This is a genomic window from Klebsiella sp. 2680 (genome assembly GCF_900198535.1).
Lineage (GTDB): Bacteria > Pseudomonadota > Gammaproteobacteria > Enterobacterales > Enterobacteriaceae > Klebsiella > Klebsiella indica.
Window position 1 is genome coordinate 612,142 of sequence record NZ_FZNJ01000002.1, and the last position, 14,016, is coordinate 626,157.

At 54.9% G+C, this 14,016-nt stretch carries 10 protein-coding genes; 7 read left to right on the forward strand and 3 right to left on the reverse strand.

The genetic code is table 11. From position 1 onward, the window contains the following. Nucleotides 1–38: 38 nt before the first annotated feature. The gene (gene ptsP / locus FN037_RS10285) at nucleotides 39–2,540 is read right to left on the reverse strand and encodes a phosphoenolpyruvate--protein phosphotransferase (RefSeq protein WP_138363077.1); all 2,502 of its coding nucleotides are present in this window, start codon (nucleotides 2,538–2,540) and stop codon (nucleotides 39–41) included. Nucleotides 2,541–2,850: 310 nt separating this feature from the next. Here ptsP and FN037_RS10290 point away from each other — a divergent pair, with 310 nt between their 5' ends. The 5 genes from FN037_RS10290 to FN037_RS10310 are packed head-to-tail and all read left to right on the forward strand — an operon-like array spanning nucleotide 2,851 to nucleotide 7,816. After that, the gene (locus FN037_RS10290; protein WP_138363076.1) at nucleotides 2,851–3,927 is read left to right on the forward strand and encodes a PTS fructose transporter subunit EIIC; all 1,077 of its coding nucleotides are present in this window, start codon (nucleotides 2,851–2,853) and stop codon (nucleotides 3,925–3,927) included. Nucleotides 3,928–3,947: 20 nt separating this feature from the next. Next, entirely contained in the window at nucleotides 3,948–4,268 is a 321-nt protein-coding gene (locus tag FN037_RS10295; protein WP_138363075.1) for a PTS fructose-like transporter subunit IIB, read from the forward strand. Between the two features lie 52 nt (nucleotides 4,269–4,320). After that, a complete protein-coding gene (locus FN037_RS10300) occupies nucleotides 4,321–6,618 on the forward strand; it encodes a formate C-acetyltransferase (RefSeq protein WP_142502148.1) in 2,298 nt (765 codons plus the stop codon). Further along, complete coding sequence (locus FN037_RS10305) at nucleotides 6,584–7,459, forward strand: [formate-C-acetyltransferase]-activating enzyme (RefSeq protein ID WP_138363073.1); 876 nt, start codon at nucleotides 6,584–6,586, stop codon at nucleotides 7,457–7,459. The genes FN037_RS10300 and FN037_RS10305 overlap by 35 nt, the downstream gene beginning before the upstream one ends. 15 nt (nucleotides 7,460–7,474) lie before the next feature. Beyond that, nucleotides 7,475–7,816, forward strand: a complete 342-nt coding sequence (locus FN037_RS10310; RefSeq protein WP_138363072.1) for a PTS fructose-like transporter subunit IIB — start codon at nucleotides 7,475–7,477, stop codon at nucleotides 7,814–7,816. Nucleotides 7,817–8,596: 780 nt separating this feature from the next. Here FN037_RS10310 and FN037_RS10315 read toward each other — a convergent pair. Beyond that, nucleotides 8,597–9,364, reverse strand: coding sequence for a phytanoyl-CoA dioxygenase family protein (locus FN037_RS10315; protein WP_142502149.1), 768 nt, complete (start codon nucleotides 9,362–9,364; stop codon nucleotides 8,597–8,599). Between the two features lie 252 nt (nucleotides 9,365–9,616). Here FN037_RS10315 and FN037_RS10320 point away from each other — a divergent pair, with 252 nt between their 5' ends. Next, on the forward strand, nucleotides 9,617–10,450 hold the full coding sequence (locus FN037_RS10320; protein WP_138363070.1) for an AraC family transcriptional regulator: 834 nt from the start codon (nucleotides 9,617–9,619) through the stop codon (nucleotides 10,448–10,450). An 11-nt stretch (nucleotides 10,451–10,461) separates the two neighbouring features. Here FN037_RS10320 and FN037_RS10325 read toward each other — a convergent pair whose 3' ends face one another. After that, nucleotides 10,462–11,364, reverse strand: coding sequence for a GGDEF domain-containing protein (locus FN037_RS10325; protein ID WP_142502150.1), 903 nt, complete (start codon nucleotides 11,362–11,364; stop codon nucleotides 10,462–10,464). A 795-nt stretch (nucleotides 11,365–12,159) separates the two neighbouring features. Here FN037_RS10325 and FN037_RS10330 point away from each other — a divergent pair. Continuing rightward, the gene (locus tag FN037_RS10330; RefSeq protein WP_142502151.1) at nucleotides 12,160–13,908 is read left to right on the forward strand and encodes an alpha,alpha-trehalase; all 1,749 of its coding nucleotides are present in this window, start codon (nucleotides 12,160–12,162) and stop codon (nucleotides 13,906–13,908) included. Nucleotides 13,909–14,016: the final 108 nt, after the last annotated feature.

Here is a 14,016-nt window from a genome sequence, read left to right on the forward strand (position 1 = left end):
GCCCGCCAGAGGCGGCGGCGCCGGGAAGAGGCCGCGGGCTAAAGCTCCAGCTCCCGCTGCAGCAGCGCGGCAATGGCCTCGCTGCTGTCTGCCGCCACCAGCGATTGACGGAACGCTTCATGCATAATGCGCCGTGCCAGCCGCGAGAAGATGCGCATATGCTGATCCCCCGCCGAATGCTTGTTCAGGGTCAGCATAATCACAAACTGCGCTTCATCATCGCCCCAGGCCACCGGCTGCGCCAGACGGGCGACGCTGATGGTCGACTGCTCAATATGTTCCGATTTGCTGTGCGGAATGGCAAAACTGAACCCCAGGCCGGTGGAAAATACCGCTTCGCGGGCCCACAGATCGGCCTCCAGCTTGCGCGGGTAGCGGCAGCGGCCGGCCAGCAGCAGGTTATCGGTCATGCCTTTCATCACTTCCTCTTTACTGCGCCAGTCGCTGTTCAACGTAATGCAGCGGACGGTAATCAGCGGCGCATCCTGCTGCGCCATGCGGAACTGGGCCAGCAGATGCTCCACCTCCAGCGAAGTACGGCACTGCATCGCCTGGTTAAGCAACTGACGACAGGCGCGGCTATCAAGCTGCGCCAGACGCGCTTTTGTCGCCGGAATCGATGGCGCGCTCATGCTCAATTCATCCAGCCCCAGCCCCACCAGCAGCGGCAACACCGACCCTTTCGCCCCCAGTTCGCCGCACAAACCGATCCACTTCCCCTGACGATGCGCCGCCTGAACCGCATAATCCAGCGCCCGCAAAAATGCCGGATTGAGGCTGTTATAGTGGCGCGTCACCTTAGCGTTATCGCGATCCACCGCCAGCAGATACTGAGTCAGGTCATTGCTGCCGATGCTAAAGAAATCAATCTCTTCGCAGCACTGGTCGATAATAAACATCACCGACGGCACTTCGAGCATAATGCCGAGCGGGATTTTCTCATCAAACGGAATATGCTCGCTGCGCAGCGACTGTTTGGCATCCGCCAGTTGCTCTTTTACCCACAGAATCTCTTCCATTGCTGAAATCATCGGGATCATGATTTTCAGCGCACCGTGCGCCGACGCGCGCAAAATCGCCCGTAGCTGGGTGCGGAACAGCGCCTGGTACTCCTCATAAATACGCACCGCGCGGTAACCAAGAAACGGATTGTTTTCCGCCGGAATATTGAGATATGCCACCGGCTTGTCACCGCCGATATCCATGGTGCGAATGATAATGCTGCGCCCGTTGGCCGGCTCCAGCGCCTGACAAAATAGATTGTAAAGCTCGTCTTCCGATGGCGCGTTCGGACGATCCATATAGAGCATTTCGGTGCGGTACAGCCCCACCGACTGCGCCCCCTGGCTAAATGCTGCCGTCGCTTCCACCGAATGGGCAATATTCGCCGCAACTTCCAGGCGAACGCCATCTTCCGTCCGCCCCTCTTTATCCAGCCAGACCTGCTGCTGGCGATGGATTTGCGCCTGTACCCAGGCTTCCTGCTGATAATATCGCGCCACCGCGTCATCCGGCTTCACGACGACCAGACCGGCATTGCCGTCAATCTGCACCGGCTGATCGACCCACGGCAGCAGCGCGTCCATCTCCACGCCGACCAGGGTCGGGATATTGAACGAGCGTGCGAGGATCACCGTATGCGATGTCGTACCGCCGCTACGCAGCAGCAGGCCTTTAAGACGCGTTTTATCCAGTTCGAGAAACTGGCTGGGGGTTAATTCATCGGCCAGACAGACAGATGCTTCCGTCAGTTTTCCCGGCGCCGGAAAGCGTGATTCGCCATAGATATGCTGCAGCAACTGGAAACAGACATCGCGGACATCCAGTACGCGCTCCTGTAAATAGCGATTGCCGGAAGCGCTGAACTGAGCGCAGAAATGTTCGCCGGAGCGAACCACCGCTTCGGCGCAACTCAGGCCGGACAGCAGACCGTCGAGCAGATGCTGGCGCAGCGAGGCGTCGGTCGCCAGCGAGCGATGCGCGTCGAGGATCGCGCTGGCGGTGCCGTCGTTATCCAGCAGACGAAACTCAATATTTTTGACCAGCAGCGTCAGTCCCTCATCCAGCAACGCCTGCTCCTGCTCAATCGAGCCCGCCGCCGGCAGCGGGCCTGAATCACGCAGATCCAATGATTTCAGATGGATGAGCCTGCCGCCCGCGCTCCCGGCGCAGACCGGTACAGCATGAAACAGCGTAGGGTGAAGACGTGAGAGTGATTCAGGCACCGGCTGAATATCCATTTGTTCCACCGCTGGTAACGGCGCATCGCAATGCGGAAACTCATCGGCGATAAATGCCGACAGTGCCTCAAACGCCTGCGGCTCGTCCTCGCCGCTGATGATCAACTGGCAGCAATCACCTTTAATTGTATTGGTGCCGATAATCGCCAGCGCGCTTTTTGCGTTCCCCCGCCCTGCACTACGAATATTGACCCATTCGACCGAAGACGAAAAACGATTACACAGTGTTTCAACCAGGCTCGCCGGACGCGCATGTACGCCATTGGGCAAATCACAGATGAATTCAATTACCAGGGCCATCGCCTTCCTCCTGAGCAATGCATTATTTCTCCAAAAGGTAAAAAAATTATCCGCCCGCCACTACGCGACAAAACTGGTAATTACTGGACAATTGTATGCTTAGCTCTTTTTTATGCGCGTCATCACAAATAGCGCGATTCAACGCCCCAATAACCCGGCATAGCTAAGATTTGAGGTGGATCGCAATTTTCTTCTCGCCTTACAAATATCCAGTAAATGCGCTTTTTCTCTACTATTTTATGCGCCGCCCTTTTTCTAATGTTGAAACATCAACCCAGCCACGGGCCACGCCGCGCCCAGGAGAAAAACAATGAACGAACTGGTGCAAATACTAAAAAATACACGCCAGCACCTGATGACCGGGGTCTCGCATATGATCCCTTTTGTCGTGTCCGGGGGGATCCTGCTGGCGGTCTCCGTCATGTTGTACGGCAAGGGAGCAGTACCCGATGTCGCCACCGATCCTAATCTGAAAAAACTGTTTGATATTGGCGTAGCGGGCCTGACGCTGATGGTGCCGTTTCTGGCGGCCTACATCGGTTACTCCATTGCCGACCGCGCGGCGCTGGCGCCCTGCGCCATCGGCGCCTGGGTCGGCAACAGCTTCGGCGCCGGTTTCTTCGGCGCGCTGATTGCCGGGATGATTGGCGGTCTGGTGGTTTACTACCTGAAGAAGATCCCGGTGCACAAGATACTGCGCTCGGTGATGCCGATCTTTGTTATCCCGATCGCTGGCACCTTTATTACCGCCGCGATCATGATGTGGGGCCTCGGCGAGCCGATTGGCGCGCTGACCGCCAGCTTAACCAGTTGGCTGCAGGGCATGCGCGAGGGCAGCATCGTCGTGTTAGCCATCATTATGGGCCTGATGCTGGCCTTCGATATGGGCGGTCCGGTCAATAAGGTCGCTTATGCCTTTATGCTGATTTGTGTCTCACAGGGGGTTTACACCGTGGTGGCCATCGCTGCCGTCGGCATCGCCGTACCGCCGCTGGGCATGGGGCTGGCAACATTGATTGGTCGGAAATACTTCTCCGCGGAAGAGCGGGAAACGGGTAAAGCCGCGCTGGTCATGGGCTGCGTTGGTGTCACTGAAGGCGCAATCCCTTTCGCCGCCGCCGACCCGTTGCGCGTGATCCCCTCCATTATGGTTGGCGCCGCCGCGGGTTGCGTCACCGCAGCGCTGCTTGGCGCACAATGCTACGCCGGCTGGGGCGGGCTGATTGTCCTGCCAGTGGTACAGGGTAAAGGCGGCTTTATTGCCGGTATCGTGGTAGGTGCAATCGTCAGCGCAGCCTGCGTCATTCTGCTCAAAGCGCTGGCGAAAAAGAACACGCCGGATGCGAAAGCCGATGACGACATGGATCTTGATTTTGAAATTAACTGAAACACGGGAAGGAATATCATATGACCAAAATTATCGCCGTTACCGCATGCCCGTCTGGCGTCGCCCACACCTATATGGCCGCCGAGTCACTGGAAAGCGCCGCCAAAGCCAAAGGCTGGCAGGTGAAAGTCGAGACCCAGGGCTCTATCGGCATTGAGAACGAACTGACGGCGGATGACGTCGCCAGCGCCGATATGGTTATTCTGACCAAAGATATCGGTATCAAGTTCGAAGAACGTTTTGCCGGAAAAACCATTGTGCGCGTCAACATCAGCGATGCCGTGAAGCGCGCCGAAGCCATTATGAACAAAATCGATAGCCACCTTTCACAGAAGGCCTGAATTGCATCGCGGGGCAGGTTCTGCGCCCCGCTAAATTAACATGGAGTTTGTCATGACCAATCGCACTCAACGCCTAAAAGATCGCCTCTTCGCCCAGCCGCGCGAGATCTCCCTTGAACGTGCTCTGCTCTATACCGCCAGCCATAAGCAGACTGAAGGGGAGCCGGTGATGATCCGCCGGGCGAAAGCAACCGCATGGATCCTCGATCATGTGCAGATTTCGATTCGTGATGACGAACTGATCGCCGGTAACCGGACGATTAAGCCGCGTGCCGGAATTATCTCTCCGGAGATGGACCCTTACTGGCTGCTCAGGGAGCTGGATCAGTTCCCGACCCGCCCTCAGGATCGCTTCACTATCAGCGAGGAAGACAAACGCATCTACCGCGAAGAACTTTTCCCTTACTGGGAAAATCGCTCAATGAAGGACTTTATTAATCGCCAGATGACGGATGAAGTGAAAAGTGCCGTCAGTACGCAAATTTTTAGCGTTAACCAGACGGATAAGGGCCAGGGGCATATTATTATTGACTACCCTCGCCTGCTGGAAAATGGCCTGGCCGCGCTGGTAACGGAACTTAAAGCGGTGAATAAACAGCATCCGCAAAACCACTTCTATCAGGCGGTGCTGATCCTGCTGGAAGCCTCTCAGCGCCATATCCTGCGCTATGCGGCCCTTGCCGATGAAATGGCCGCCAGTTGCGACGATACGCAGCGGCGCAAGGAGCTAAAGAGCATTGCGGATATTTCCCGCCATAATGCGCGACACCGTCCGGAGGATTTCTGCCAGGCGTGCCAGTTGTTCTGGTATATGAATATTATTTTGCAGTATGAATCCAACGCCAGTTCGATTTCGCTGGGGCGCTTTGATCAATACATGCTGCCTTATTATCAGGCGTCGCTAAATCGCGGTCAGGATCCGCGGTTTCTTCAAGAGCTACTGGAATCGCTGTGGGTGAAGTGTAACGATATTGTCCTGCTGCGCTCGACCAGCAGCGCGCGCTACTTTGCCGGCTTTCCCACGGGTTATACCGCCCTGCTCGGCGGCCTGACCGTGACCGGGCGCAGCGCGGTGAACGTTCTGTCGTTTTTATCCCTTGACGCTTATCAGAACGTTCGCCTGCCGCAGCCGAACCTCGGCGTGCGGGTCAATGAGCTTATTGACCGTCCTTTCCTGCGCAAAACCGCAGAAACCATTCGCCTTGGCACCGGTATACCGCAAATCTTTAACGACGAAGTGGTGATCCCGGCGTTTCTCAATCGCGGCGTGTCGCTGGAAGATGCGCGGGATTATTCGGTGGTCGGCTGCGTTGAGCTGTCGATCCCTGGGCGCACCTACGGCCTGCACGATATCGCGATGTTTAATCTGCTGAAGGTGATGGAGATCGTGATGCTGGAAAACGAAGACAATCCCGACATCAGCTGGGATGGGTTGATTAGCCAGATCCGCGACAAAATTCGCTACTACATCAAACTGATGGTCGAAGGCAGTAATATTTGCGATATCGGCCACCGGGACTGGGCGCCGGTACCCCTGCTTTCATCGTTTATTGAAGACTGCGTGCAGCACGGCAAAGATATTACCGAAGGCGGCGCGCGCTATAACTTCTCCGGCGTTCAGGGCATCGGCATCGCTAATCTGAGCGACTCGCTGCATGCGCTCAAAGGGATGGTGTTTGAGCAGAAACGCCTGAGTTTTGCTGAACTGATGGCGGTGCTGAAAGCCAATTTCCAGACGCCAGAAGGGGAACAAATCCGCGCCCGCCTGATCAATCGCTTTGAGAAATACGGTAACGATATTGACGAGGTGGACAATATCAGCGCCGATTTGCTGCGCTTCTATTGTAAAGAGGTGGAGCGGTACCAGAACCCGCGCGGCGGCCATTTCACACCGGGCTCATATACCGTGTCCGCCCACGTGCCGCTGGGCTCGGTGGTTGGCGCAACCCCTGACGGACGCCTGGCCGGTGAGCAACTGGCGGACGGCGGACTGTCGCCGATGGTCGGTCAGGACGCCCAGGGGCCAACGGCGGTGCTCAAGTCGGTCAGCAAGCTGGATAACTATCTGTTGTCTAACGGTACGCTGCTCAACGTCAAATTCACGCCGGCGACGCTTGCCGGTGACAGCGGCCTCAATAAGCTCGCCGACTTTTTACAGGCTTTCACCCGGCTTAAGCTACAGCACATTCAGTTCAACGTGGTCAACGCCGACACGCTGCGCGAAGCCCAGCGGCGGCCACAGGATTTCGCCGGTCTGGTGGTGCGTGTGGCGGGATACAGCGCCTTTTTCGTCGAGCTGTCGCAGGAGATTCAGGATGACATTATCCGCCGCACCGCGCATCAATTGTGAGGTGATGGAAACGCGCGCCGACAGGGCGCGCATTTTTAACATTCAGCGCTACTCTTTGAATGACGGTCAGGGGATCCGCACCGTCGTTTTTTTTAAAGGCTGCCCGCACGCCTGCCCATGGTGCGCCAATCCGGAATCGATATCGCCGAAAATCCAGACCGTGCGCCGGGAGAGCAAATGCCTGCATTGCGCCCGCTGCCAGCAGGATGTTACCGAGTGCCCTTCCGGCGCATGGGAGCAAATTGGTCGCGACGTGACGCTGGATACGTTGCTTAACGAGGTGCTGAAGGATGACGTATTCTTCCGCGCATCCGGCGGCGGCGTGACCCTGTCGGGGGGCGAAGTATTGATGCAGGCCGAATTCGCCGCGCGTTTTCTGTGCCGCTTACGCCAATGGGGGATCAGGACCGCTATCGAAACGGCAGGCGATAGCGCGTTTAACCGCTTTTTTCCGCTGGCGAAGGCATGTGATGAAGTACTGTTTGATTTGAAAATCATGGATGCAGCCCTGGCCCGGAGACTGCTGCGGATCAATATGCCGCGGGTACTGGATAACTTTACTCGCCTGGTGGAGGCGAATATTCCCGTGATTCCACGGATACCGTTAATTCCGGGTTTTACACTTAATGAAGAGAATTTCCGCCAGATTCTGGCGTTTCTGGCCCCCTTAAAACTAAGCGACATTCATCTTCTGCCATTCCATCAATACGGCGAGCCAAAATATCGCTTACTGGGCAAAACATGGTCGATGTCGATGATTAACGCCCCCACAGAGTCTGAGATTCAACCATTCAAGACGCTGGCCGAACAGGCCGGCTTTAGCGTGACCATTGGCGGATAACGCCTGGAGGATGCTATGGATTTCAATATCGTTGCCGTAACGGCCTGTGTCAGCGGCGTCGCTCACACCTATATGGCGGCTGAGCGCCTGGAAAAGGTCGGTCACCACGAGAAATGGAATATCAAAATAGAAACCCAGGGCGCGCTGGGAGTAGAGAATAAAATAACGGCTGACGATATTGCCCACGCCGATGTCGTTCTGCTGGTAACGGATATTGAGATTGACGACGCCAGACGCTTTAGCGGCATCCGTACCATTAAGACCAGTATCAAAACTTTTTTATTGCAGCCGCAGCAAATTGTCGACGCGGTGAGAGGCATTATGAAAAAACCGGTGGTCTATATTGAGATCCCCTGAGTGCGATGAGATTCTTGCTCTAATGCGGGTCAAGTTAAGGGGTGTCAGTTGTGTTTATGGCTGGCTGAGCGGTTCTGTCAATCGGTGGTTTAAACGAAAATCTGATTCGGTTGATTCACTAACTGAGCTGATACGGGCTGAATGAAATATAAAGGATATAACTTTTTTATGACTTTCAGCCTCTGAAAAGCCCCTGACGAATAACCGACTCACCGCATGGGGGTTGGGCGCATCAGGGAAACCTGGCGGGAACGCAGGCGCGCATCCAGGACTGGCCGCCAGGACGGCGGCCAGAGGGCGGGTCGAGACAGGGACGTCGAGTCCCGCCCGGTCCGCCAGATGAAGCCGGAGTGGAGCGGACCGCGCAGCGGCAGGTTTTCAGCGCCATGCCGGGGGTGCAGGGGGACGGGCGAAACGTCCCCCTGCCCGTTCACATGCAGTGGATATAACGAATATCCGCGAATTTATCGTGAACGGAACAGACCACGGAATCTGAATGGGCGAAAACGAAAAACGCGCCATGTTCGCCATAACCACCGATAATGCGATTGCCGCTGGCAAATAAAACAAAAGACAACACCGATGATTTGCTTAAGTGAACGGCATTGGGCTCTTGCTCCGGTTGTATCGCGCCTCTGAGGCGGCGTACCCTGGGGCGCGACGGCGCTGACCTGAACTGCCATTTCTGATGACGGTCAGGTTTGCGGGCCAGGTCAGACATTCTCCGCCAACTGGCGAGAAGCTGGCGTCGCTATCCACACTCGCCCGCGAGCCTTTCCGCTATTCCACACCCAGCAACCATTTTTGCGCTGGCGTCAGACGACTGGCGGTTTCCTGCGTCAGCCAGCGCTGCTGATCCTGCTGCGCTGTGTCTTGCCGGTCAATATACAAGCCGTGCAGCACCCGTCTTCTGCTGCCAATCCGGTTACGCGTTCCGCCGTGCCAGGCATGAGCGTTATAGATCATCACGCTGCCTGCCGGTGCGGCAAACACCACTTCATCAGGATGCGTCTGCTCCGGGTCATCCAGCACCTCTTCCGGCAGCTCTGGCCGCAGATGCGTACCGGGAATAATGCGCGGCGCGCCATTTTCCGCACTTAAATCATCAATTGCCCAAATGGTATTCACCAGATGCACTTTCGGAAAATCAGGTCGCGGTTTTTTCCAGTCCGCATGCAGCGGCTGGTGACCGCCGTTAAACAACGCTTCCCGCGCGTTGAGGCTGGAGACTTTAAAGTCGCCCTGAAAAATATAGTGACAGGCAGAAAGGATCAGCGGATGACACCAGACTTTCTCCCAAATCGCCCCTTTGTTAATCAGATTGGCAATGCGCGTCGCCGTCGCTTCCTGGTGATGCTCAATCGCCAGGTTATCACCCTCTTTCTCAACGATAGCGTCAATAAGCGTGCGCATCGCCGCCAGCCACTCCGTGTCCACCACGTTATGCACAACGGTATAACCCAGCGTATCCAGCTCCTGCTGCATTTTCGCAGGAAGCGCCATGTCGGCCCCCAGCGCGTTCAGATAAACGGCAGATTGTTGTTCCATATGTATATTCCTTAACTTATCGATAACACAATACCAACTCTAAGCTGCGTCACGACGGAATACATGAGGCTAAAACTACAAAAAACTGGACAGGCGTACACGGGACAGAAAAGTGTGAAGGATATCAAAATCCAGCGTTTTCACCCTTCTCTGCTGAAGGCCCAGGGGAGATTGCTCTGATACAGAACAGATCAATATTCATAAAATAGATTATAATCAACAGGATAATAATTCTCTTCTAAGGCCTACGGAATGATTGACACGCTGGCGGATATTTTAAATCGTTTAGTGAATCAGAAAGATAATCTGCACGTCAGGTTTCCCGATCCAGACATTTCCGAGCCCGCGCTGGCGTTTAAAGTGCCCTTTCCGCGGCTGGAAATTGTACTGGAAGGCGATCTTAAGGAGAGCGGTCTGCCGCTGTCAGAGACGGTTTTATCCGCTTCACAGGTACTCTACGTGCAGGCGGGGAAATGGACGCTGCCGGAATGGACCGGACCGGCAGCAACATTAAGTATTCTGTTTGGCCGTCAGAAGCTCGGTTTTTGCCTTCAGCACTGGGACGGCAAGCAACTCCGAACAGAGAAGCAGAACGTCGCCCGTCTGGGGCCGCGGGTGGGTTCTTATCTGTTGCTGTCACTGAATGAAATTTGCCTGCAGCCGGATCCGGTCACCGCCAGGCTGGTGGTTTCTGCCTTACTGAGCCACTGCCTTGAGCAACTGGTCGGGCTGGAGATGCGCGTCAGCCGCAGCCGCGATCTGTTTATGGCGGTGCAGGATTATCTGGAAGAGCATCTCAGCCAGCCCCTGACCCGTGAATCGGTAGCCAGGCGCTTCCATATTACACCGAATTATCTTTCGCATATCTTCCAGAAATCCGGTTCCGTCGGTTTTAATGAATTTTTGACCAGCGTACGGCTGGAGAAAGCGAAAAAACTGCTGCGCGGCTACGATCTCAAGGTGAAAGAGATCGCCCATAACTGCGGGTTTGTTGACAGTAACTATTTCTGCCGGGTGTTTAAACGCTATACCGAGCGCTCCCCATCTGAATATCGCCGTCACTGCCGCAGCGCCCAGCAGGGATAATTCAGGCCGCGCTAAACGGCCCACTCCACGCGCCCTCGTCCCTTCTTTTTCGCCTTGTAGAGCGCGTTATCAATCTTTTTAATAAACAGGTTCTGCGGCTCGCCTTTACCACGCACCCCAACGCCAATGCTGACCGACAGCGGATTATCATGGTTAATCAGGATCGCACGGGCATTTTGCAAAATAGATTGCGCCAGTTCATCCACTTCCTGCGCCGTCAGACCATCAACAATAATGGCGAACTCTTCTCCCCCGATTCGGGAAGGCAGCACCTTATCGCTGGTGAGCCTGGCCAGCTGTTTACCGAAAGCAAACAGCACTTCATCTCCCACCATGTGACCATAGGTGTCGTTAATGTTCTTAAAGTAGTCGATATCGACAATCATGATCGCTATCGCATGGCCCTCTTTCTCACGGATGGTATCGGTAAAAAAGCGTCGGTTTGGTAGCCGGGTTAATTCATCTTTCAGCGATTGAGAACGCGCATCGACGTAGAGGCGATTAATACGCGCAATGATTTTGTAGATCCCGACCGTGGCCAACAGCATGCCGGACAAACGCAGGAGATCTTCGCAGTAGTACCCCATCCAGCGTGGCTGGAAATAGATTTCATCCATCAGGTCGAAAGTGCCGCCGGCAATCCACAGCAGTAGCCCATAGCGCACCCAGTTTACGGCCACATGGTGCATGCGTACTTTCGTTGAACTCCAGAGCATAAACAGCAAAAAAAGCAGCACCAGAAAATCAATATATATTCCTGGATTAAACAAGATCACGCGCCACGACCCCAGTCGCGGTGATAAAAATGCACATAAAGCGGATACGGAAACAACAACCAATAGCGCGGGAAGAAAATGCATTCGGGAGACAGTGGAGGACGGTTGAATGATAACGTTTTTTTCACGTTCTGGCATAATCAATTCCCTTAACAACGCGGTTCGCCAGTTTTAACAAAACTGGCGGAAAGTATATCAGGTGAAAGTAGTGGCGCGAATTTTTAAAGGATGCCAGCCAGTGGCAAATGTCGACCGATGGGGAATGGACTGACTCCGCGGAATTTTTCCAACCAACAACCAATCCCTGGTGACGGAGTCAGTGAAGCGCATGGTATCGGGTTAACGTCGCGGAGATTTACCATTGGGTGCGTGAGGAAACGGGACGCCGTCATCAGAGACACACGAAACATCACTCAGAACTGCCGTTATTGCCATCTGACACGGGCATTATCCTTACAGCGAACCTGAATTGTCCAAAAAACGGCCTGCTGACACCAGGTTTCCATCGCCAGACTCACCCTCTTACAGACATCTAACGTAGCATGTTGCAATATTTGCTCGGCCCCGGAGTATTGCGTAATCTGCCCGCCGATGTTGGCCAGCAGAGCATTTGTCGACTGTCCTTGAAGCTACGACCATTGATAGTGGTATTCACGCGAGAGCGGATACCACATGGCCTCGCCTCACGCTGGACGGCTTTTCCTTCCCTTTATTTTTACCTGATCCGGCAATTTTACCTTATCGGCAATACAGGCCAACAAAGGCTATTTTCACCGCCAATATATTGATTTTGTGATGGCAGCAGCAGCCGGTAAATCTGCTGTTTTCACGCAAAATGTTACCTCCCGCACGCGCAGCGGCAAATATTCGTCTAAGGTTTTCTGATAGCCAAATGCAGTGGCACAGAGTCTGCAATGATAAGGAGAACAACCTATGACGCGTTCCGCTTCTCGTCGCCCCGCCCCCCTTCCCTATGCTCTACATCTGGCGCTGGGAGGGGCATTCATCGCCCTGGCGACGCTGACGGCTCAGGCGGCGGAGCCCCGCACCACCCCGCAATCGCCCGATATTCTGCTCGGTCCGCTATTTAATGATGTGCAAAGCGCCAGACTTTTCTCCGATCAGAAAACTTTCGCCGACGCTATCCCGAACAGCGATCCGCTGATGATCCTTGCCGATTACCGCATGCAGAAGAATCAGAGAAGTTTCGATTTACGACACTTCGTCGAACTCAATTTTACGCTTCCGGGAGAGAATGATCGGTACGTTCCGCCAGCAGGACAGACGTTGCGCCAGCATATTGACGGGTTATGGCCGGTACTGACGCGCAGCACCGTCGAGGTGGAAAAATGGGATTCATTGTTGCCGCTGCCAAAACCTTATGTGGTCCCCGGCGGACGCTTTCGCGAAGTCTATTACTGGGACAGCTACTTCACCATGCTCGGTCTGGCAGAGAGTGGGCACTGGGATAAAATCGAAGATATGGTGGCGAATTTCGCTGCTGAAATTGATACCTGGGGCCATATTCCCAACGGCAACCGCACCTACTATCTGAGCCGCTCGCAACCCCCGTTCTTTTCATTTATGGTCGAACTGCTGGCCACGCACGATGGTAACGAGGCGTTCAAAAAATGGCAGCCGCAGATGGAAAAAGAGTACCAGTACTGGATGGCGGGAGCTGAAGCGCTTGAACCCGGCAGCGCCAACCAGCGTGTTGTACGCATGCCTGATGGATCGCTGCTTAATCGCTACTGGGATGACAAAGACACGCCGCGACCAGAATCCTGGCTGGATGATGTCACTACCGCCAAAAGCAACCCAAACCGTCCGGCCACCGAGATCTACCGCGATCTGCGATCCGCTGCAGCTTCCGGCTGGGATTTCAGCTCCCGTTGGATGGATAATCCGCAGCAGCTCGCGACCATCCGTACGACCACAATTATTCCGGTTGATTTGAACGCGCTGATGTTTCATATGGAAAAAACGCTCTCCCGCGCCAGTACAGCGGCGGGAGACAGTGCGAAAGCCGCACAGTATGAGGCCTTAGCCAACGCCAGACAGAAAGCGCTGGAGAAATACCTGTGGAATGATAAAGAAGGCTGGTACGCCGATTACGATCTGAAGAATCACAAAGTACGTAATCAGTTGACCGCCGCGGCGTTGTTCCCTCTGTACGTCAATGCCGCCTCCAGCGAACGCGCGGCAAAAGTCGCCGCCGCCACCGAATCTCGATTACTTAAACCCGGCGGACTGACCACCACGACGGTGGATAGCGGCCAGCAATGGGATGCGCCAAACGGCTGGGCGCCGCTACAGTGGGTTGCTGCTGAAGGTCTGCAAAAATATGGTCAAAAGAAAATCGCCATGGAGGTAAGCTGGCGCTTCCTGCGTAACGTCCAGCACACTTACGATAAGGAGCAGAAGCTGGTTGAAAAATACAATGTCAGCTCCACGGGCACCGGTGGCGGCGGCGGAGAGTACCCGTTGCAGGATGGTTTTGGCTGGACTAATGGCGTGACGTTGAAAATGCTGGATCTGATTTGTCCGCAGGAGAAACCGTGCGATTCCGTTCCGGCTACGCGCCCGGCAACGAATGACGCGCCCGACAAGGTGTCTAACAGCCTCCCCGAGCCTGCAGCCAACGATCCTGTCGCCACGGAAAATAAACAAACTGCGCAGTGACCTTTTGCGCGGCGGGTATCCGTCGCGCACTCTCTTCAGGGGATGTCTGCTATTTTATTTTCATGATCAATTAAATTAACTCTTTTTATCCGCGACTCAAATACAAAA